General features: G+C 70.3%; 18 protein-coding genes and 1 pseudogene. 8 read left to right on the top strand and 11 right to left on the bottom strand.

All coding sequences use genetic code 11. The features are described from left to right. Positions 1-77: 77 nt before the first annotated feature. Positions 78-959: a polysaccharide deacetylase family protein gene (locus I004_RS33385; RefSeq protein WP_078511017.1), complete on the top strand. Its 882-nt coding sequence runs from the start codon at positions 78-80 to the stop codon at positions 957-959. 67 nt (positions 960-1,026) lie between these two features. Here I004_RS33385 and I004_RS0111175 read toward each other — a convergent pair whose 3' ends face one another. Then, positions 1,027-1,356: a GlsB/YeaQ/YmgE family stress response membrane protein gene (locus I004_RS0111175; protein WP_051344935.1), complete on the bottom strand. Its 330-nt coding sequence runs from the start codon at positions 1,354-1,356 to the stop codon at positions 1,027-1,029. A gap of 66 nt (positions 1,357-1,422) precedes the next feature. Beyond that, the gene (locus tag I004_RS0111170; protein ID WP_028435565.1) at positions 1,423-2,232 is read right to left on the bottom strand and encodes an NAD-dependent epimerase/dehydratase family protein; all 810 of its coding nucleotides are present in this window, start codon (positions 2,230-2,232) and stop codon (positions 1,423-1,425) included. Between the two features lie 276 nt (positions 2,233-2,508). On the opposite strand from I004_RS0111170, the gene I004_RS0111165 reads away from it, so the two are divergent. From I004_RS0111165 to I004_RS0111155, 3 genes are all read left to right on the top strand, one after another. After that, positions 2,509-3,546, top strand: a complete 1,038-nt coding sequence (locus I004_RS0111165) for a 5-dehydro-4-deoxyglucarate dehydratase (protein ID WP_078511016.1) — start codon at positions 2,509-2,511, stop codon at positions 3,544-3,546. Then, on the top strand, positions 3,546-4,859 hold the full coding sequence (locus I004_RS0111160; RefSeq protein ID WP_028435563.1) for a hypothetical protein: 1,314 nt from the start codon (positions 3,546-3,548) through the stop codon (positions 4,857-4,859). The genes I004_RS0111165 and I004_RS0111160 overlap by 1 nt, the downstream gene beginning before the upstream one ends. A gap of 114 nt (positions 4,860-4,973) precedes the next feature. Beyond that, positions 4,974-5,567, top strand: coding sequence for a carboxymuconolactone decarboxylase family protein (locus tag I004_RS0111155; protein ID WP_028435562.1), 594 nt, complete (start codon positions 4,974-4,976; stop codon positions 5,565-5,567). Between the two features lie 115 nt (positions 5,568-5,682). Here the strand turns inward: I004_RS0111155 and I004_RS38980 are convergent, their stop codons facing one another. From I004_RS38980 to I004_RS0111145, 3 genes and pseudogenes are all read right to left on the bottom strand, one after another. Next, a complete protein-coding gene (locus I004_RS38980) occupies positions 5,683-6,060 on the bottom strand; it encodes a DUF952 domain-containing protein (protein ID WP_028435561.1) in 378 nt (125 codons plus the stop codon). A gap of 33 nt (positions 6,061-6,093) precedes the next feature. Next, positions 6,094-6,390: pseudogene (locus tag I004_RS39440) on the bottom strand (response regulator transcription factor); the annotation flags it as partial. Continuing rightward, the gene (locus I004_RS0111145; protein WP_028435560.1) at positions 6,285-7,055 is read right to left on the bottom strand and encodes an IclR family transcriptional regulator; all 771 of its coding nucleotides are present in this window, start codon (positions 7,053-7,055) and stop codon (positions 6,285-6,287) included. The gene I004_RS0111145 and the pseudogene I004_RS39440, both read right to left, overlap by 106 nt. Positions 7,056-7,175: 120 nt before the next feature. Between I004_RS0111145 and I004_RS0111140 the strand changes: the two genes are divergently transcribed. After that, positions 7,176-8,708, top strand: coding sequence for an aldehyde dehydrogenase (NADP(+)) (locus I004_RS0111140; protein WP_028435559.1), 1,533 nt, complete (start codon positions 7,176-7,178; stop codon positions 8,706-8,708). Positions 8,709-8,775: 67 nt separating this feature from the next. Here the strand turns inward: I004_RS0111140 and I004_RS33380 are convergent, their stop codons facing one another. The 5 genes from I004_RS33380 to ectA all read right to left on the bottom strand — a co-directional run bounded on the left by I004_RS33380 (position 8,776) and on the right by ectA (position 13,259). Further along, positions 8,776-9,663 (bottom strand): urea carboxylase-associated family protein, encoded by an 888-nt coding sequence (locus tag I004_RS33380; protein ID WP_051344933.1) that lies wholly within the window; start codon positions 9,661-9,663, stop codon positions 8,776-8,778. 136 nt (positions 9,664-9,799) lie between these two features. Then, positions 9,800-10,699: an ectoine hydroxylase gene (gene thpD / locus I004_RS0111130; protein WP_028435558.1), complete on the bottom strand. Its 900-nt coding sequence runs from the start codon at positions 10,697-10,699 to the stop codon at positions 9,800-9,802. Between the two features lie 106 nt (positions 10,700-10,805). Beyond that, entirely contained in the window at positions 10,806-11,207 is a 402-nt protein-coding gene (locus I004_RS0111125; protein WP_028435557.1) for an ectoine synthase, read from the bottom strand. Between the two features lie 78 nt (positions 11,208-11,285). After that, the gene (gene ectB / locus I004_RS0111120) at positions 11,286-12,554 is read right to left on the bottom strand and encodes a diaminobutyrate--2-oxoglutarate transaminase (protein WP_028435556.1); all 1,269 of its coding nucleotides are present in this window, start codon (positions 12,552-12,554) and stop codon (positions 11,286-11,288) included. Positions 12,555-12,680: 126 nt separating this feature from the next. Next, positions 12,681-13,259, bottom strand: a complete 579-nt coding sequence (gene ectA, locus I004_RS0111115) for a diaminobutyrate acetyltransferase (RefSeq protein WP_028435555.1) — start codon at positions 13,257-13,259, stop codon at positions 12,681-12,683. 437 nt (positions 13,260-13,696) lie between these two features. Between ectA and I004_RS0111110 the strand changes: the two genes are divergently transcribed. Continuing rightward, entirely contained in the window at positions 13,697-14,788 is a 1,092-nt protein-coding gene (locus I004_RS0111110) for an amidohydrolase family protein (RefSeq protein WP_028435554.1), read from the top strand. Between the two features lie 96 nt (positions 14,789-14,884). After that, positions 14,885-16,309 carry an amidase gene (locus I004_RS0111105; protein ID WP_028435553.1) on the top strand — a complete coding sequence of 475 codons (1,425 nt, stop codon included), beginning with the start codon at positions 14,885-14,887 and terminating at the stop codon, positions 16,307-16,309. Positions 16,310-16,435: 126 nt separating this feature from the next. Here I004_RS0111105 and I004_RS0111100 read toward each other — a convergent pair whose 3' ends face one another. Continuing rightward, positions 16,436-17,167, bottom strand: a complete 732-nt coding sequence (locus tag I004_RS0111100) for a FadR/GntR family transcriptional regulator (protein WP_028435552.1) — start codon at positions 17,165-17,167, stop codon at positions 16,436-16,438. Between the two features lie 223 nt (positions 17,168-17,390). Here I004_RS0111100 and I004_RS0111095 point away from each other — a divergent pair, with 223 nt between their 5' ends. Then, positions 17,391-18,806, top strand: a complete 1,416-nt coding sequence (locus I004_RS0111095) for an SLC13 family permease (RefSeq protein WP_028435551.1) — start codon at positions 17,391-17,393, stop codon at positions 18,804-18,806. Positions 18,807-18,861: the final 55 nt, after the last annotated feature.

The raw sequence follows: 18,861 nt of genomic DNA, 5'->3' as shown, positions 1-18,861 counted from the left end.
GAGGACATGTGGGGCATGCGAGTGGTGTCACTGTCCGGATATGTGTGACTACTCTGTGGCGTGGCAGTACGTCCCGCATGACTTCTGAATCACGTACGAGCAGGAACAGCAGACGCGTCTTCCTCGGCGGGATGCTCATAGCCGGTGCCTGTGTCGCGAACCGCGCGCAGGCCGCAGCGGGGGGATCCGGTTCCTCCGGGGCTTCCGGCGCCGATGCGAAGGGCGCCGCTCCGCACCCGCTCCGCCAGCAACGGGCCGTGACGCAGCCGCAGTCCTATCGGCTGCGGCCGGAGGCGGGGCAGGTCCATCCCCAGGCCCGTGGAAGCACGTCCGTCGCCTACACGCTGGACTCCGAAGAGCGCGAGATAGCCCTCACCTTCGACGACGGCCCCGACCCCGAGTACACGCCGCAGGTGCTGGAGGTGCTGCGACGCTGGGGCGTGCAGGCCACGTTCTGCGTCATAGGCAGGGAAGCGGCGGCGAATACCTGGCTGCTGAACGCCATAGCCGACGGCGGCCACCTGATAGCCAACCACTCCTGGAGCCACCCGCAGCTGACGCGGATGCGCCCCGCCGAGATACACGAACAGCTCGCCCGTACCTGCGATGTCATCGACCAGGCGGTCGGTACGGCACCCGCGCTGGCGCGCGCGCCCTTCGGTGACTGGAACCGCCGGGCCCTCGGGATATCGGCCTCACTCGGCATGAGCCCGCTCGGCTGGTCGATCGACACGTTCGACTGGGAGGAACCCGGCACGCGGAAGATCACCTCGACCGTCATGAAGTCCGTACGGCCCGGGTCGATCGTGCTCCTGCACGACGGCGGCGGGAACCGCAAGCAGACCGTCGCCTCGCTGCGCGACCATCTTCCCCGGCTCCTCGACTCCGGCTACATACCCGTACTGCCCCCCAGGACGAATGTGTTCGAGGACCGTGCGGGGAAGGGCTGGGGCATCTGAGGGCCAGGCACGTGACCCGGCGGCGGCGGATACGGGGCGGCAGCTTCCGCGGCGCGCCCCGCGGTCCTCAGCGCCGGCGTTCCCGGGAGTGGCCGAAGAAGATCCGGTACCCGATCAGGAGCACCAGGGATCCGGCGATGGCCGAGAGCCACAGCGCCGGGTCCACGAAGTCGTGGTCCACGGAGCGGTCGAGGAAGGTGGAGGAGAGCCAGCCGCCGATGAACGCACCGGCGATGCCGATGAGGATGGTGCCGAGCAGGCCGCCCGGATCGCGTCCGGGGAGGATGACCTTGGCGATGGTGCCCGCGATCAGACCGAGGATCAGCCAGCTGAGCAGCCCCGAGTCCACGAGTCCGGAGAGCGCGGATTCCGGATCGGTGTCTGCGATGAAGTTCATGTGGGCCCTCCCCGTGAGCGACCTTGCGTGATCGGTTCGGGTCCATCATGCCCTCAGACTTCCGCGTCAGTGCGGCCAGATGGGCGGCTGCGTGCAGAAGTGCCCTCCGAGACGGGCGTGTTCGGGGCGCTCCCAGTCCGGTTCCCCCTGCTTTGCGATGAGTTCGGCCGCGTACGGCTCGGAGTCGTCCTGCGGCTCGTACCCGAGCGCGCGGGCGCTCGAAAGGTCCCACCACAGGCGGGTGTTGGCGGACGAGCCGTAGACGACGGTGTGGCCCACGTCCCTCGCCGTCAGCGCGGCATGGAAGAGGCGGGCCCCGTCGGCAGGGCTGAGCCACAGCGAGAGCATCCGCACGGAGGTCGGTTCGGGGAAGCAGGACCCGATGCGCACGGAGACGGTCTCGATGGAGTGCAGGTCCCAGTAGAGCTGTGCGAGATTCTCCCCGAAGGACTTGGAGAGCCCGTAGTAGGTGTCGGGGCGGTGCGGGGTGTCCACCGGGATGAGGGGGCCGCCGTCGGCCGGGCGCGGGGTGAATCCCACGGCGTGGTTGGACGAGGCGAAGACGATGCGGGAGACGCCTTCCTCGCGTGCGGCCTCGTAGAGCCGGTACGTGCCCTCGATGTTGGAGTGCAGGATCTTCTCGAACGGGGCCTCCAGCGAGATCCCCGCGAGGTGGACGATCGCGTCGACGCCGCGCACGGCTTCGCGCAGTGCGGCCGCGTCGGTGAGGTCGGCGGTGACGGCATCGGGCTCACCCTCGACGGGGCGCAGATCGAACAGGCGCAGCCGGTATCCGTACCGGGGGAGCAGGCCGCGCATCAGAGTGCCGAGGCCGCCTGCGGCGCCGGTGAGCAGGACGGTGCGAGGGGCGGGCATCGACAGATCTCCGTCCATAGACGTGATTCATATATGGAGACAAGCTATGGATGGGGTGGCGGGTCGTCAAGGATCGCGTGGCCCATTCCCGCGGTCTCCGAATGTCGCTGCTTCGCATTGTCGCCGGTGATCGCCGTGCTTGACCGGGGCGTGCGGTCTGACCTACGGTTTTTGGGTTCAGAAATATAGACGCAGATCAGAAACGTGTACGGATTGGTGGGGTGCGGTGACACGCTGCCCGTCCGGCCTCCGTACCGCCCTGAGCAGGAGCGCGCAATGACCACACCCTCCTCGTCCTCGGCCTCCTCCTCACCGGGGGCCTCCGCGCGCGAGCCCGGCTCGCTGGCCGCGCGACTCGACGGGCTGCTCTTCTTCCCGGTCACCGCCTACGGGCGGGACGGCGCGCTCGACCTCGACGCGTTCCGCTCGCACGTGCGCGGGGGCCTGGACGCGGGGGCGGGCGCCGTCTTCGCCTGCTGCGGCACCGGTGAGTTCCACGCGCTGACTCCGCAGGAGTTCCGCGACTGCGTCGCGGTCGCCGTCGAAGAGGCGCGCGGCGAGGTGCCGGTCGTCGCCGGCGCGGGCTACGGCACCGCGCTGGCCTGCCAGTTCGCGTCGCTGGCCGAGGAGGCCGGGGCGGACGGTCTGCTGGCGATGCCGCCCTACCTCGTCGTCCCCTCGCAGGAGGGCCTGCTGAAGCACTACACGGCGCTGGCATCCGCCACCGGTCTGGACGTCATCGTCTACCAGCGCGACAACGCCGTGTTCGCCCCGTCCACGGTCGCGCAGCTCGCGCGCACCCCCGGCATCATCGGGCTCAAGGACGGCCATGGCGACCTGGACCTGCTGCAGCGCATCATCAGCACGGTCCGCAGCGAGGTGCCGGCCGAAGTCGCGGGCAGGTTCCGCTACTTCAACGGACTGCCCACCGCCGAGCAGACGGGCCTCGCCTACCGGAGCCTCGGGGTGACCCTCTACTCGTCCGCGGTCTTCTGCTTCGCGCCCGAGATCGCCCTCGACTTCCACCGTGCTCTCACGACCGGTGACGACGCCCGCGTGAACCGTCTGCTGGACGGCTTCTTCCGCCCCCTCGTCGAACTGCGTGACCGCGGCCGCGGGTACGCGGTCTCGCTGGTGAAAGCGGGAGTGAGGCTGCGCGGACTGGACGTGGGCCAGGTGCGCCCGCCGCTGTCGGAACCCTCCGCGGCTCATGTGGACGAGCTGGCCGAACTGATCGAGCGCGGGCTCGCGTTGGTGTCCGGAGACGGTTCCGGTGGCGGCGCTCCCGTGCGCGAGGGCGACGGGCGCCGCTGATGCGGGCCGGCGCGTTCGTCTATCCCTGGGACGTCGTGGGCGACCCCGACGCGCCGCGTCGCCTCGCCGGCCTCGGCATCCGTCAGGTCACTCTGGCTTCCGCCTACCACTCCGTGCGCGCGCTGACGCCGCGCCATCCGCGCCACCGCATCGTCACGGCACGGCACTCCGCGGTGCTCTATCCGCCCGCCCCGGACCGCTGGAACGGTCGCCGTCTGCGCCCGTACGAGCAGGGCTGGGTGGACAGCGGCGACCCGGGGGGCCCGTACGGGGAGGCGGCGCGGGCGCTGAGCGAGGCCGGTCTGGAGGTGCACTCCTGGGTCGTGATGGCCCACAACTCCCGCCTCGGTGAGGAGCACCGGGACATCACGGTCCGCAACGCCTACGGCGACCGCTACCCGTGGGCGCCCTGCGTCGCCCGCCCGGAGGTGCGCGAATACGCGGCTACCCTGGCCGCCGAGGCTGCGGTGCGGCCCCATACGGCGGGTACCGAGCTGGAGTCGTGCGGCTGGTACGGGCTGGCGCATCTGCACGCGCACGACAAGACCGCGGGAGTCCGGCTGAGCGGCGCCGGCCAGTACCTGATGTCGCTGTGCTTCTGCGGGGTGTGCCGGGACGGATATGCCTCGCTCGGCGCCGATCCCGAAGAGCTGCGCTCCCGTGTGCGCGGCGCCCTGGGACCCGCATGGAGCGGCGCCGGACCGGAGGCGGGGGCAGCCGGGGCGGGGCAGGACCGGGAGGGCGAGTGGGGCCGGGTGCGCGAGCTGCTGGGGCCGGATACGGCAGCGGTGTGCGCCTCGTGGCGCGACTCAGCCGCGCGGCAGCTGCGCAAGGAGGCCGTCGCGGCGGTACGGGAGGAGGCGGCGGCCGGCGCGCGAACGGGAGAGGATTTCCGGGTGATGCTGCACGCCGATCCGGCGCCGCACCGCCTAGGCGCGAACGCGGGCATGGCCCCCGCGGACGCCGTGGAGGACGTCGACGGAGTGGTGGTTCCCTGCGCGGGCGGCTCCGCCGACCCCGCCGCCGCCGAACGCACCGGTGCCATCGGGCCGTTCGCCGCCGCGGCCCACAACTGCGCCACCGCCACCGGCAACGGTGGCGGGCGGGCCGCTCCGTTCACCGTCGCCGCGAACTTCACCGTGGTGTCCGGCATGGGCGGCTCCCCGCACGGCCTCGCCGCCGACGCGGCGCACGCCCGCGGCCTGGGGGCGGACGAGCTGCGGCTCTACCACGCGGGCCTGGCCCCGGATTCCGACCTCGCTGCCGTGAAGGAGGCGCTGCGCGCACTCCGCGAGGGGCACCCGCCCGGGTGACCCACCGGCGCGTGTCACATCCGCACGCCCTGTCCCGTCGTAGGGGTGTCAGCCGGGCCGGAACCACGTTCCGGGCACAGACACCGCGAACCAAGGGACGAAGGAGCGCCAGCCATGGCACGCATCTCGCTCGATCCGCCGCGCGGCACCATGCTGCGCATCGCCGAGTGGTACTCGCGCCGCAAGTACGGAAAGATCATGGACCCCCTCAGCGCCACGGGACACAACCCGAAGGTGCTCGGCGCCGTCGCCCTGTACGAGTCCCGCGTCGCCAAGTGGCGCGACCTCGACCCGGGGCTCAAGCACCTCGCCGAGATGGTCACCGCGTCCCGCATCGGCTGCTCCTGGTGCATGGACTTCGGATACTGGCTGGCCGACGACCTGGGCATGCCGATGGAGAAGATCCGGTACGTGCCGGTCTGGCGTGAGCACCGCGAGCGGTTCAGCGAACTGGAGCTGCTCGTCATGGAGTTCGCCGAGGCGATGACGGAGACCGAGCCGACGGTGACCGACGCCATGACCGAGGCGCTGATCGGCAAGCTGGGGGAGAGGGCATTCATCGAGCTGACCGCGATGGTCGCGGTCGAGAACCACCGCTCGCGCGTCAACGCCGCCCTCGGCCTCGTCGGCCAGGGATTCTCCGACCAGTGCGCGGTGCAACCCGTTCAGAAGGGGGCAGCGGGAGCGGCGGGAGCCGCGGCCCCCTGACGGGTCGGCCCCACCGGGCCGGCCACGGCCCGTACGGCCGCGCCGCCGCACGGCGTGGAGGGGCGCCGGTGCGCCGCGGCCGTACGGGCTCGCTCGCGCGAGTCTGTCAACGCCCCTAAGCCGTCGGCGAGTTCCCGTTCCAAGGCTCCTCGGAGACGACCGCCGACACGGGCAACGGCCCGTAGATGTGCGGGAATTCCTCGACCCCGCCTGCCCCGGCGTCCTTGTCGTCCGCGCACGGGACTCCCGGCTCGGGCGGCTCGTAGCGCACCGGCGCGGCGATGCGCTCGCTGTCGATGACGAGCACCACCAGCTCCGCCGGATCGCAGTCGCTGTACAACATCTTTGCGACCTGCGGCAGTTGATGCCGCAGTGAGCAGTGGATGAAGCCGACCTCTTCCAGGGTGCGGCCACGCGTGGACATCTCGTACGTGCCGGTGGCGCGCGCGGCCTCCCAAGAGGAACGCTCCGTGATGTGCAGCAGCTCAGCCATGAGGCAACGGTAGCCGCTGCGGCTCCGGCCCCGGGCACCCAACTTGGCGAGTAGGGACGCCACATGGCTCTTCACCGTGGCGTGGCCGACCGCGAGCTCCGCGGCGATCTCCGCGTTCGTCCGCCCCTCCGCCAGCCGCAGCGCGTCCGCCTCCCGCCCGGTGAGCCGTGCCCGCCGCGCGGCGGAGGCGCCCTCGTCCCCGGATGCCTGGCGGCGGGCCGGCTCTACAGCCTGCGGGTGGCGAGGGTCAGCCGGTCGCGGGCGTCGAACAGCGCGTCTTTGATCATCTGCTCGTGCGCGGGCGTGAGCCTGGCGACCGGGACCGAGCAGCTGATGGCGTCCCGCGCGGGCGTCCGGTAGGGGATGGCGACGCCGAAGCAGCGCAGCCCCAGCGTGTTCTCCTCGCGGTCGACGGCGTAGCCCTGCTCCCGCACCAGGGCCAGCTCCTCGATCAGCGCCTCGCGGTCGGTGAGGGTGTTCCCGGTGAGTGAGGGAAGCGTCTCGGGAAGCATCTTGCGCACCTGCTCGTCGTCGTACGTCGCGAGCAGCGCCTTGCCCAGGGACGTCGAGTGCGCCGGCAGCCGCCGTCCGACGCGCGTGAACGGACGCAGATAGTGCTGCGACTGGCGGGTGGCGAGGTAGACGACGTTCGTGCCGTCCAGCCGCGCCATGTGAATGGTCTCCGTGGTGTCGTCGGAGAGCCGGTCGAGGGTGGGCCGGGCCGCCGCCACCGCCTCGTCGCCGTCGATGTAGGAGGTGCCGACCAGCAGGGCGCGAACGCCGATGCCGTAGCGTGTGCCGGTCGAATCCGTCTCCACCCAGCCGAGATCGACGAGGGTGCGAAGCAGCATGTAGAGACTGGACTTGGGGTACCCGACGGCTTCTTGGACATCGGCGAGGGAGTGCATCCCGGGCCGGCCCGCGAAGTACTCGAGCAGCTCCACAGTGCGCACGGCGGACTTGACCTGCGATGCACCCGTCTCGCCAGCTGACATCGTCCTTGACCCCTCTGTTGCGGCGCTCATAGGCTCCCCGGCAGGTTCACTGACAGGGATGGTGTTCAGCATATCGAACGCCGTCTCTTCGGAGACAAGTACGTGGCAGGAGGAACCGCTGTGGCAGCAGCACCAGTGTGGAGTGTCGATCCCAGGACCGGAAAGCAGCGTGAACAGGTCGGCACCGAGGCCACGGCCGGTGAGGTGGACGCGGCCGTCAGGGCCGCACACGCCGCCAGGGAGCCGCTCGCCGACCGGACCGTGCGCGCAGCCCTGCTCCGGGCCGCCGCCGGACAGCTCGACGCGGCGAGCGAGGAGATCATCGTCACCGCGGACGCCGAGACCGCGCTGGGACGCCCGCGGCTGACCGGCGAGCTGGCGCGCACCCAGGCCCAACTGCGCGCCTTCGCCGACGAGGTCGAGGACGGCGCGTACCTCGGCATCACCATCAACCACAAGGACGCCGACGCGACGCCGCCGTGCCCCGACCTGCGCCGCTACAAGATCCCGCTCGGTGTCGTGGCCGTCTATGCGGCGTCCAATTTCCCGCTGGCCTTCTCCGTGCCCGGCGGCGACACCGCGAGCGCACTCGCGGCGGGCTGCCCCGTCGTGGTCAAGGCGCACCCGGACCACCCGGCGACGTCCGAGCTGACGGGCGCCGCGCTGCGTCGTGCCGCTGCCGAAGTGGGCCTGCCGGACGAGGTGCTGAGCGTCGTGCACGGCTTCGAGGCCGGCGTCGAACTGGTCAAGCACCCGCTGGTCTCGGCGGTCGGCTTCACCGGTTCGGTACGGGGCGGGCGCGCCCTTTTCGACGCCGCCACCGCCCGGCCCACGCCCATTCCCTTCCACGGCGAACTCGGCTCCCTCAACCCTGTGGTCGTCACCGGCGCCGCCGCCGCCGAGCGCGCGGAGGAGATCGGTGAGGGGCTCGCCGGGTCGATGACGATGGGCACCGGCCAGTTCTGCACCAAGCCGGGCTTCGTGCTCGCGCCCCAGGGCGAGGCCGGCGACCGCATGCTGGAGGCGCTGCGGGGCGCGGTGAGCAAGGCCGCGCAGGGCCCGCTGCTGGACAGCAGGATGCGGGAGGCGTTCCTCGCCGGGGTCGGGGCGCGTACGGAACTGGAGGGCGTGGAGGCGCCCGTGCTCGCCGGTGCGGGTGACGACGAGCAGTCGGTCGGCGCCGGCTTCCTCACCGTCCCGGCCGAGAAGCTCGGACAGCCGCAGTACGAACTGCTGCTGGAGGAGTGCTTCGGGCCCGTCACGGTCGTGGCGCGCTACCAGGACGACGACGAGGTCGTCTCGGCGCTCTCCCGGCTGCCCGGCAACCTCACCGCCACGCTGCACCTCGGCGCCGCCGAGGCAGCGGGAGACGGCGGCCAGGGCGCGCGGCTGCTCGCCACGCTGACGCCGCTGGCGGGCCGCGTTCTCGTCAACGGCTGGCCCACGGGTGTGGCCGTCGCCCCCGCGCAGCACCACGGCGGGCCGTACCCGGCCACGACGTCGACGTCGACGTCCGTCGGCGCCACGGCCATCGAGCGCTGGCTGCGCCCCGTCGCGTACCAGGATGCGCCCGAGGCGCTCCTGCCGCCCGAGCTGCGTGACGCGAACCCACTGGGTCTGCCGCGCCGGGTGGACGGCCGCAGGGAGAACTGAACGACAGCCGTGCGTCCCTGAGTCCGGCGGGACTCCGCCCCCTAACTCCCAGAAGAACCGGGGGCGTTCAGGATCCGGACTCAGAGGACGGGCGTTCAGGAGTGCCACTGGAGGTCCCTCCGGGGCCGAGGGGGAGGGTCATGCCGTGCATGCCGCCGTACGCGGCCGGCTGCGGTGGCGCCCAGTCCGTCAGCAGGGCCGGGTCGGCGCGGTCGACCTCAACGCCGACGGGATGGCAGAACTCCACGGGGTCCACGTCCGAACCGGGCCCCCACATCGGCACGGACAGATCGCCGCCCGGACACGTCGAGATCGCGCACAGCAGGTCGATCTCGGCGAAGAACTCGAAGTGGTCGCCGGGGCGTGCGGGGCAGTCCTTCATGAAGTACTGGTCGTCCTCGTTGAGTCCGGTGCACTGGAAGACGTTCAGCACGTCGTGCACGTCGAACTCCGTGAGGCCGTACGGCAGTACGGCCCGCACCAGATTCGAGTGGCAGTGGAAGTCGAAGTCCTCGCCGGTCAGCATGCGGTTGACGTACGGGTCGCAGCGCGTGCCCAGCAGGTCGTGCACCCTGCCGCCCTCGGCGTCCCGCCCGTAGGAGGCGAGCGTGTCCGCGGTGACGGTCAGCAGAGGACGCAGGAAGGGCAGCGTCGACCACAGCCGGTCGTACACGCTCACGTGTGCGCGCTGCAACTGCCGTGTACGGGAGGCCCACAGCCGCTCGCGCGGATCGTGCCGGTTCCACACGTTCAGGTCCGCGACCTGGGGACCGTCGACCGTCACCAGGCGGCACAGATGTCCCGCCGGGACCTCCCATGCGCGGCCTGAGCGTATGGGCACGGTGAAGCGTTCGACAGGTTCCCGCGGGCCGGCGGCGACTCCGTCGTAGAAGGGGCGGTCGACGTCGAGCGGACCGCCCTCGTCGGACTGGTAGGCGGCGGCGGTACTGGCCATGCGCGCGGACTCTCCCTCGGTCGGGCTCCTGGACTGTGCTGGGAGATCGCAGCAGAAAGCGCCCGGACGGAAAAGGGGGGAGGCCGTCATGCGGCCTCCCCCCTCATCCACCGGGCTCAGTGCGCCACGTACCGCGTCACCTCACCGGGGTGAAGTCGCGCGCGCCGATGAAATCGGGACGGCGGACCGGTGCCGCGAAGGGCTCCACGGCCTCGTTCTCCACGCTGTTGAAGACGATGAACACGTTGCTCCGCGGGTACGGAGTGATGTTGTCACCGCTGCCGTGCATGCAGTTGCAGTCGAACCAGGTCGCCGAGCCGGCCTCGCCCGTGAAGAGCTTGATGCCGTGCGCGTCGGCGAACTTGGCCAGGTACTCGTCGGACGGGGTGCCCGCGTTCTGCATCTGCAGCGACTGCTTGTAGTTGTCCTTCGGCGTCTCGCCCGCGCAACCGAGGAAGGTCTTGTGTGACCCCGGCATGATCATCAGGCCGCCGTTGGTGTCGTAGTTCCGGGTCAGCGCGATCGAGACCGAGACGGTCCGCATCGCCGCGAGCCCGTCCTCCGCGTGCCAGGTCTCGAAGTCGGAGTGCCAGTAGAAGCCAGTGGCACCGAAGCCCGGCTTGACGTTGATCCTGGACTGGTGGACATAGACGTCCGAGCCCAGGATCTGTCGAGCCCGGCCCACTACGCGCGGGTCCCGCACCAGGTCGGCGAAGACCTCGCTGATCTTGTGCACCTCGAACACGGTCCGGATCTCGTCCGACTGCGGCTCGATGATCGAGCGCTCGTCGGCACGGATCTCCGCATCCGTGGTGAGCCGTTCCAGTTCCCTGCTGTACATGTCGACCTCATCAGGGGTGATGAGCTGGTCGATCGCAAGGAACCCGTCCCGCTCGTATTCCGCCAGAACCGCGGCCTCGATGGGCCCCGGCGTACCCGGCTCGGACCACACGACGGGGTCCATCCGTGGAGTGGCCACCTCGGTGGCTCCGCGAGTCGGGTACAGGTCGGCGGTGCGCTCGGGTGCGGTGGTCATGGTGTTGCCTTCCTCTCCTCTCGTACGGCCCTGTTCGGTGGGCGAGCGGCCGTAGCCGCGGACGGCAGACGCCGCCGTACTGGCCTGCGCAGGCCGAGCTCTGGGCTCAGTCGTCAGGCTCGGTGAGAAGCGGGTAGACGCCGTTCTCGTCGTGATCCTCCCGGCCCGTCACGGGCGGATTGAAGACACAAATGCACCGGAAGTCGGTAATGGGCCGCATTGTGTGCTTCTCGTGCCCGTCGAGCAGATACATGGTGCCGGGGGTGATCAGATGCTTCTCACCGGTCTCATCATTGGTGAGTTCGGACTCGCCCTCGACGCAGAGTACGGCTTCGATGTGGTTTGCGTACCACATCGATGTCTCCGTCCCCGCGTACAGCACGGTCTCGTGAAGGGAGAAGCCGACGCGCTCCTTCGCCAGCACGATCCGCTTGCTTTCCCAGGTACCGGATGCGGATTTGATGTGACGCTCGGTGTCCTCGATGTCCTTGAAAGAACGAACAATCACGGTGTGGCGTACCTTTCTCTATTCATTACGGGGTCGGCCCGCCCCGGACGCAACCGGGGCGGGCCGTGAGCGGATCAGTTACGCGGTCTCGCGCACCGCTCGGGCCAGCACACGGAGCCCTTCGTCGAGCTCCTCGGCGGTGATCGTGAGAGCCGGCAGCAGCTTCACGACCTCGCTCTGGGGCCCCGAGGTCTCGATGAGCAGCCCGAGCTCGAAGCACCGCTTGGCGACGGCGTCGGCACGGTCCTTGTCGTGGAACTCCAGTCCCCACACCAGACCGCGCCCGCGGAAGTCTGCGACATCCTCGCTGTGTTCCTCGGAGATGGCGCGCAAAACCGCCTCGACCTGCTCACCACGCGAGAGAGTCTGCTTCTCCGTCTGGTCGTCGGTCCAGTACGTCTCGAACGCGGCCGTGGCCGTGACGAACGCCGGGTTGTTGCCGCGGAAGGTGCCGTTGTGCTCGCCCGGCTCCCAGATGTCCAGCTCGGGCTTGAACAGCGTGAGCGCCAGCGGCAGTCCGTAGCCGCCGATGGACTTGGACAGCGTGATGATGTCCGGCTTGATGCCCGCCTCCTCGAAGGAGAAGAAGGCGCCGGTACGGCCGCAGCCCATCTGGATGTCATCGACGATGAGCAGCATGTCGTGGCGCTGGCACAGGTCGGAGAGGTCACGCAGCCACTCGGCACGCGCGACGTTGATGCCGCCCTCGCCCTGCACGGTCTCCACGATCACGGCCGCCGGCTTGTTGAGGCCGGAGCCCTGGTCCTCGAGCAGCCGCTCGAACCAGACGAAGTCCTCCGTGGTGCCGCCCAGGTAGTCGTCGAACGGCATCGGCGTGCCGTGCACGAGCGGGATGCCCGCGCCGGCGCGCTTGAAGGCGTTGCCGGTGACGGCGAGCGAGCCCAGCGACATGCCGTGGAAGGCGTTGGTGAAGGAGACGATCGACTCGCGCTCCTTGACCTTGCGGGCCAGCTTCAGCGCGGCCTCGACGGCGTTGGTGCCCGTCGGGCCCGGGAACATGACCTTGTGGTTCAGGCCGCGGGGCTCGAGGATCTTCTCCTTGAAGGTCTCCAGGAAGGCGCGCTTGGCCGTGGTGCTCATGTCGAGGCCGTGGACGACCCCGTCACGCTCCAGGTAGTCCAGCAGGGCCCGTTTGAGCACCGGGTTGTTGTGGCCGTAGTTGAGCGTGCCGGCTCCGGCGAAGAAGTCCAGGTACGTATGGCCGTCCTCGTCGTACATGTGTGAGCCCTGGGCCCGGTCGAAGATCGTGGGCCAGCCACGGCAGTAGCTGCGGACTTCCGACTCGACGGTCTCGAAGACACTGAGGTCGGGCTGGGTGATGGTCACGGCGTGCTCCTGGGAGTGAGTTTCGTGCGGTCGAAGTGGTCGGGATGCGGATCGGATCGCGGGACTGCGGGGATCGCTGACGGTTCGGAGATGTGGGGCGCGAAGCGCCGGCGGAACGCGGCAGTCTCAGCGCACGGTCAGTGGGGCCCTGTCCTTCAGGGACGCCACCGGGCCGATCCGGTAGAGGACTTCGGGCTCGTGGCCGCTCTCGGGGAACACTCCGGCATCGAAGAGCACCTCCTTCTCCGTCGCCGCGCCGTGGCGCTCCGCGAAGGAGGTGAAGAGGCGGTTGGAGGGAGTGTTGTCGGGGGTGACGGTGGTCTCGATCCCGTCGATCCCCAGTTCCCGGGCCGTGCGGGCGGTCAGCCCGTCCAGCATCGCCGCCGCCAGTCCCCGGCCGCGAGCCGCCTCGTCGACGGCCACCTGCCAGACGACCAGTGTCCGCGGGCGTGCGGGGCGCACATAGCCGGTGATGAATCCGACCGGCTCACCGTCCTCGTCACGCGCCACCACTGTGGTGGCGGCGAAGTCGCGACACCACAGGAGGTAGCTGTAGGAGGAGTTGAGGTCGAGCGTCCGCGAGTCGCGGGCGATGCGCCAGAGCGCCGCTCCGTCCTCGAGCTGCGGAGCGTCCAGTATCAGCCCCTCCGGCATTTCCCGGAAATCACTGTGGGCACGTGCACGGTCTGCTTGTGCGGCGGTCATGGGTATTAAATTTACCCAGCAGAATCCGAAAACGCACGGCGGGGTGGGGTTACACAAGAGGGGGAGGGTGTGTTATCGCGCGCAGGCGCACACGTGAGTCAGGGGTTGTGTTTCGCCCTGATATTTCCGCATTTTCCCGGGTCAATCGGGCCGCCTGTGGAGTCCGTCACATTGCCGTAACGACCTTGAACCTCAGGCGAATTCCGCCACGATAACCCTGTGAAAAATCCTGGCGTTTAAAGAAACGGAAAGCGGGAAGAAGAATACGGGAAGCTACGCTCATTATAGATGCGGAAATGTATTCTCCCGCAACGGCTTCGATGTCGCACCTTTTCCTCCCGGACTCGCGGGAATCACCACCGTGTGCATGCCTGCCACCGTAGCGCCCGTGCCGGGCGGGTGCAGGAACACCGGTGCGGGCTCATAGGGTGCGGGACATGAGCGACCGCGGCAATCTCCACATCAAGGGACGCGTGCTGGCAGGGCCCGAGGACATACGGGACGAGCTGTGGGTGGTGGACGGGCACGTCACCTACGAGCGCCCCTCAGGCAGCGACCGCGACACCGTCAGCGCCGAGGGCTGGGCGCTGCCCGGACTCGTCGACGCGCACTGTCACGTCGGCCTCGACCAGCAGGGACCGGTGGACGAGTCCACCACCGAGAAACAGGCCCTGACCGAACGCGAAGCCGGCGCCCTGATGCTCCGCGACGCGGGCTCGCCGTCCGACACCCGGTGGATCGACGACCGCGAGGACCTGCCGCGCATCATCCGCGCGGGGCGGCACATCGCCCGTACCAAGCGCTACATCCGCAACTACGCCCACGAGATCGAGCCCGGCGACCTGGCGGCGTACGTCCGTCTCGAGGCCCGGCGCGGCGACGGCTGGGTGAAGCTCGTGGGCGACTGGATCGACCGCGGCGAGGGCGATCTGGCTCCCTGCTGGCCCCGCTGGGCGCTGGAGGAGGCCATCGCCGCCGCACACGAGGAGGGCGCCCGCGTCACCGCGCACTGCTTCGCCGAGAACTCGCTCCGCGACCTGGTCGAGGCCGGCATCGACTGCATCGAGCACGCGACCGGACTCACCGAGGAGACGATCCCGCTGTTCGCCGAGCGCGGCGTCGCGATCGTCCCCACGCTCGTCAACACCGCGACGTTCCCGCGGCTGGCGGAGGGCGGCACGAAGTATCCGCGCTGGTCGGAGCACATGGTCCGGCTCTACGAGCGCCGCTATGAGACGGTGCGCGCCGCCTTCGACGCGGGTGTCCCCGTCTACGCGGGCACGGACGCCGGGGGCTCCCTCGCGCACGGGCTCGTCCCTGTCGAGGTCGCGGAGCTGGTCACCGCCGGGATTCCGCCCGCGGACGCGATCTCGGCGGCCACCTGGGGCGCGCGTCGCTGGCTCGGACGGCCGGGACTGGAGGAGGGCGCCCCGGCGGACCTCCTGGTCTTCGCCGAGGACCCGCGTGCCGACGTCGGGGTGCTGACCGATCCGCGTCACGTGGTGCTGCGGGGGCGGGTGATCCGTTAGGCGGTGCGCCGGGGGAGCGGGCCGGGTGCGGCACCGCGCTCGGTGAGTACCGGGAGGACCGGCAGGGACCGGCGAAGAGGAGGGCGGGGAGCCACCATGAAGGAGATCGTCTCTTGGGACGCGATCGAGCTGTCCCGTGCCATCGCGGACCGCGATGTCTCGTGCGTCGAGGTCATGGAGGCGTACCTGGAGCACATCGGCACGGTCAATCCGCACGTCAACGCCATCGTCGCCACGCAGGACCCGGAGCTCTCCCTGCGGCAGGCGCGTGAGCGCGACGAGCAGCTGCGGCAGGGCCGGCACCTGGGCTGGATGCACGGGTTCCCGCACGCCGTGAAGGATCTGACCGAGGCTGACGGGCTGCACTGGACCGAGGGTTCACCCCTGCACAGGGACCGCGTGGCGCAGCAGGACGCGCTGTTCGTGAAGCGCATCAAGGCGGCGGGCGCCGTGGTGATCGGCAAGACGAACACCCCCGAGTTCGGGCTGGGTTCGCACACGTACAACAGCGTCTGGGGGACGACGGGCAACGCCTACGACCCCTCCCGCACGGCAGGCGGTAGCAGCGGAGGTGCGGCGTCGGCGCTCGCGCTGCGGATGCTGCCGGTGGCGGACGGAAGCGACTACATGGGGTCGCTGCGCAATCCCGCGGCCTTCAACAACGTGCTGGGCATGCGTCCGAGTTGGGGCCTGGTGCCCTCGCCGGGCTTCTCCACACAGCTGAGCACCGCCGGGCCGATGGCGCGTACGGCCACGGACCTGGCGTGGCTGCTGTCCGTCATGGCGGGGCCCGACGAGGGCGCACCCCTGGGCAGCGCCGAGGACGGCGGACGGTTCAGGGAGAGCCTCGAAGGCGGCGATTTCCGCGGCGCCCGTATCGCCTGGGTCGGCGACTGGGGAGGCCGGCTGGCGACGGAGCCCGGCGTGCTGGACGTGTGCCGTTCGTCCTTCGCGGCCTTCGAGGCCCTGGGGTGCGACGTCACCGAGGCACGGCCCGACTTCCCGCTCGAGGAGATCTGGCGGACGTTCCTGACGTGGCGCGGGCTCGCGAACCTCGAGCGGCACGGCCTGTACGGGGACCCGGAGACCCGCGGGCGCATGAAGCCGGAGGCGGTCTGGGAGATCGAACGCGCGCTGGAGTTCGGTGTCCTCGACATCGCCGCCGCGGCCGACTCGCGGGACCGCTGGTTCGCGGCGCTGACGGAGTTCCTCGCGGGCTACGACTACATCCTCGCCCCGTCCGCGCAGGTGTTCCCGTTCGACAAGGAAGCCCACTGGCCCGAGCGGGTCGGCGGTCGGCAGATGGACACCTACCATCGGTGGATGGAGACCGTGGTGCCCTGGACGCTGGCCGGGGTGCCCGCGATCGCCCTGCCGGCCGGATTCGGTGCGGACGGGCTGCCGATGGGCGTCCAGCTCATCGGCAGGCACAGCGGCGACTTCGGGCTGCTGCGCCTGGCGCACGCCTACGAGCGGGAGACGCGCTGGGTGGAGCGGATGCGGCCGGCGCTGCTGGGCTGACCCGGGCTCGGCGCAAGTGTCAGCGGGGCGGCTGCAGTTGGTGCCGTCAGGTGCGTCGAGGCGAGGTCGCGTCGAGGTGAGACCGGTCGCGGTGCCGGGCGGGCCCTCGGGCGGATCGGACGGGCGTCAGTTCCGGTCCGGTTCGCCCTTGCCGGCCTCGTCCGGATTCCACTCCAGCAGGCGGACCTTGGCGACCGTACGCACGTGACGGCGCATCGCCGCCGCCGCGGCCTTCGGGTCGCCGCGCTCGATGGCGTCGAGGATGCGCGCGTGCTGCTCCAGTGAGCGCGTGGGCCGGCCGGGCTGGCGCAGCGATTCGTTGCGGCTCTCGGCGACCGGTTCGGAGATCGAGCCCATGAACTCCGCGAGCAGAGTGCTGTGTCCGGCGGCGGTGACGGCCGCGTGGAACCGGCGGTCGCCGTCCACGCCATGGCCTCCCGTCGAGATGTCCGACTCCATGGCACGCAGGGCGGTGCGCATCGCCTCGAGATCCTCGTCGGTGCGGCGCTCCGCGGCCAGTTCGGCGAGCTTTGTCTCCAGCGCCTCGCGTGCCTCGAGCACGTCCGGCAGGCGCCGCCGACGCTCCACAAGCCGTTCGACGGGCTCGGCGTCGAGGGTGTTGCGCACCAGGTAGGTGCCGCCGCCGTGACGTGTCTCGACGAGTCCCTGCACTTCCAGGACGACCACGGCCTGCTTGACGGAGGAGCGGCTCACCCCCAGCCGCTGGGCGAGTTCGCGTTCGGGCGGGAGGCGGTCCCCGGCGCTCAGTTCGTGATCGACGGCGTACGCACGCAACCGGTCCAGAACCTGCTCGTACAGGCGTGGGCGGGTCATCGGTCGCAGCGCGTCGTCGGTCATGCGGCCCCCTCAGCCCCCTGGATTTCCTGGCCAGGAGCCTAACACCGGCAGATGAGTGGCCCGGCGGCCAGGTGGTCAAGTGGCTGGGCCAATTCTGGCCCAAGCATTGACACCGGGCAGATGGGCGGGGATTTTGGTTCAGCCACTTGGCCATTGCGCCAGTCCGGCTCAACCTCAGATCCGAACCGCTGCACGCCCTCCGGCGCCCAGGGACGGGAGCCCCATGTCTGCCGAACTCATATCGATCCTGGTCCTGGCGGTGATCTTCGTCGTCGCCACGACCCGCTCCGTCAACATGGGCGCCCTCGCGTTCGCGGCCGCCTTCGGCGTCGGCACGCTGGCCGCCGGATTCGACGCGGAGAAGGTCTTCGCCGGATTCCCCGGTGACCTCTTCGTCGTGCTCGTCGGCGTCACCTACTTCTTCGCCATCGCGCGCGCCAACGGCACGACCGACTGGCTGGTTCACGCCGGGATCAGGGTCGTGCACGGCCGGATCGTGCTCATCCCCTGGGTGATGTTCGCCGTCACGGGCGTGCTGACGGCCATCGGCGCGGTCAGCCCCGCGGCGGTCGCCATCATCGCGCCGATCGCGATGGGCTTCGCGGCCAAGTACCGCATCCACCCGCTGCTCATGGGCGCGCTCGTGGTGCACGGCGCCCAGGCGGGCGGCTTCTCGCCGATCAGCATCTACGGATCGACGGTCAACAGCATCGTCGCCAGGGAGGGCCTGCCCGGGAACGAGCTGGCCCTGTTCTCGGCCAGTCTCGTCGTCAACCTCGTCATCGCCGCCGTCATCTTCGTCGCCTGCGGAGGCATGAGCCTGCGCGGCACCAGGGCCGAGGACGTCGCGGGCGAGGACGGCGGCGCGGGTGCCGGTGACCGGACCGGCGCCGGCGGTGCGACCGGTGGCTCCGGTGCCTCTGCCGCCGCAGAGGCACCGGCCGACGGCGGTGGCGGCACTGCCGTGGCCACGCGGGCCCGCGAGAGCACCGGCCAGGACGGCTCCGGCGGCGACGGCAGCCTGCCGGCAGGCGCCGAGCGCCTTACCCCCGCCCGCACCGCCACGCTCACCGGCCTCGTTCTGCTCGTGGTCGCGGTGCTGGGCTTCGACCTCGACGCGGGTCTGACCGCGATCGCGCTGGCCGTCGTGCTCGCCGTGATCTGGCCCGCCGACAGCAAGCAGGCGATCAATGGCATCACGTGGCCGACCGTCCTGCTGGTGTGCGGCATGCTCACCTACGTCAACGTCCTGGACGAGATGGGCACGATCGAATGGGCCGGCGAAGGCGTCGCCGCCATCGGCGTACCGCTGATCGCCGCGCTGCTCTTCTGCTACATCGGCGGGTTCGTCTCGGCCTTCGCGTCGTCCGTCGGCATCATCGGGGCCCTCGTCCCGCTCGTCGTGCCGTTCCTGGAGAAGGGCGAGATCGGAGTCGTCGGCATGGTCGCCGCGCTGTCGGTGTCCGCCACCGTGGTCGACGTCAGCCCGTTCTCCACCAACGGAGCGCTGGTACTCGCAAGCGCCGAAGAGGCCGACAGGGACCGCTTCTTCCGCCAGCTGATGATCTACGGCGGAGTGGTGACCGCCGCGGTACCGGCACTGATCTGGCTGGCCATGGTCGTACCCGGGTTCGGGTAGCCGGTACTCGGGCACCGGGACCGTGAGGAGGCGGCGGCACCCGGTCCGCGCCCAC

The organism is Streptomyces sp. TAA486 (assembly GCF_000426165.1).
Note: the sequence above shows the minus strand (reverse complement) of the source record. Positions and strands in the feature narration are given on the sequence as shown.

Bases quoted from the DNA above. Each gene is read 5' to 3' on its own strand.
- I004_RS33385 (WP_078511017.1), top strand. From the start codon at position 78: ATGACTTCTGAATCACGTACGAGCAGGAACAGCAGACGCGTCTTCCTC.
- I004_RS0111175 (WP_051344935.1), bottom strand. From the start codon at position 1,356: ATGAACTTCATCGCAGACACCGATCCGGAATCCGCGCTCTCCGGACTC.
- I004_RS0111170 (WP_028435565.1), bottom strand. From the start codon at position 2,232: ATGCCCGCCCCTCGCACCGTCCTGCTCACCGGCGCCGCAGGCGGCCTC.
- I004_RS0111165 (WP_078511016.1), top strand. From the start codon at position 2,509: ATGACCACACCCTCCTCGTCCTCGGCCTCCTCCTCACCGGGGGCCTCC.
- I004_RS0111160 (WP_028435563.1), top strand. From the start codon at position 3,546: ATGCGGGCCGGCGCGTTCGTCTATCCCTGGGACGTCGTGGGCGACCCC.
- I004_RS0111155 (WP_028435562.1), top strand. From the start codon at position 4,974: ATGGCACGCATCTCGCTCGATCCGCCGCGCGGCACCATGCTGCGCATC.
- I004_RS38980 (WP_028435561.1), bottom strand. From the start codon at position 6,060: ATGGCTGAGCTGCTGCACATCACGGAGCGTTCCTCTTGGGAGGCCGCG.
- I004_RS0111145 (WP_028435560.1), bottom strand. From the start codon at position 7,055: ATGTCAGCTGGCGAGACGGGTGCATCGCAGGTCAAGTCCGCCGTGCGC.
- I004_RS33380 (WP_051344933.1), bottom strand. From the start codon at position 9,663: ATGGCCAGTACCGCCGCCGCCTACCAGTCCGACGAGGGCGGTCCGCTC.
- thpD (WP_028435558.1), bottom strand. From the start codon at position 10,699: ATGACCACCGCACCCGAGCGCACCGCCGACCTGTACCCGACTCGCGGA.
- ectA (WP_028435555.1), bottom strand. From the start codon at position 13,259: ATGACCGCCGCACAAGCAGACCGTGCACGTGCCCACAGTGATTTCCGG.
- I004_RS0111110 (WP_028435554.1), top strand. From the start codon at position 13,697: ATGAGCGACCGCGGCAATCTCCACATCAAGGGACGCGTGCTGGCAGGG.
- I004_RS0111105 (WP_028435553.1), top strand. From the start codon at position 14,885: ATGAAGGAGATCGTCTCTTGGGACGCGATCGAGCTGTCCCGTGCCATC.
- I004_RS0111100 (WP_028435552.1), bottom strand. From the start codon at position 17,167: ATGACCGACGACGCGCTGCGACCGATGACCCGCCCACGCCTGTACGAG.
- I004_RS0111095 (WP_028435551.1), top strand. From the start codon at position 17,391: ATGTCTGCCGAACTCATATCGATCCTGGTCCTGGCGGTGATCTTCGTC.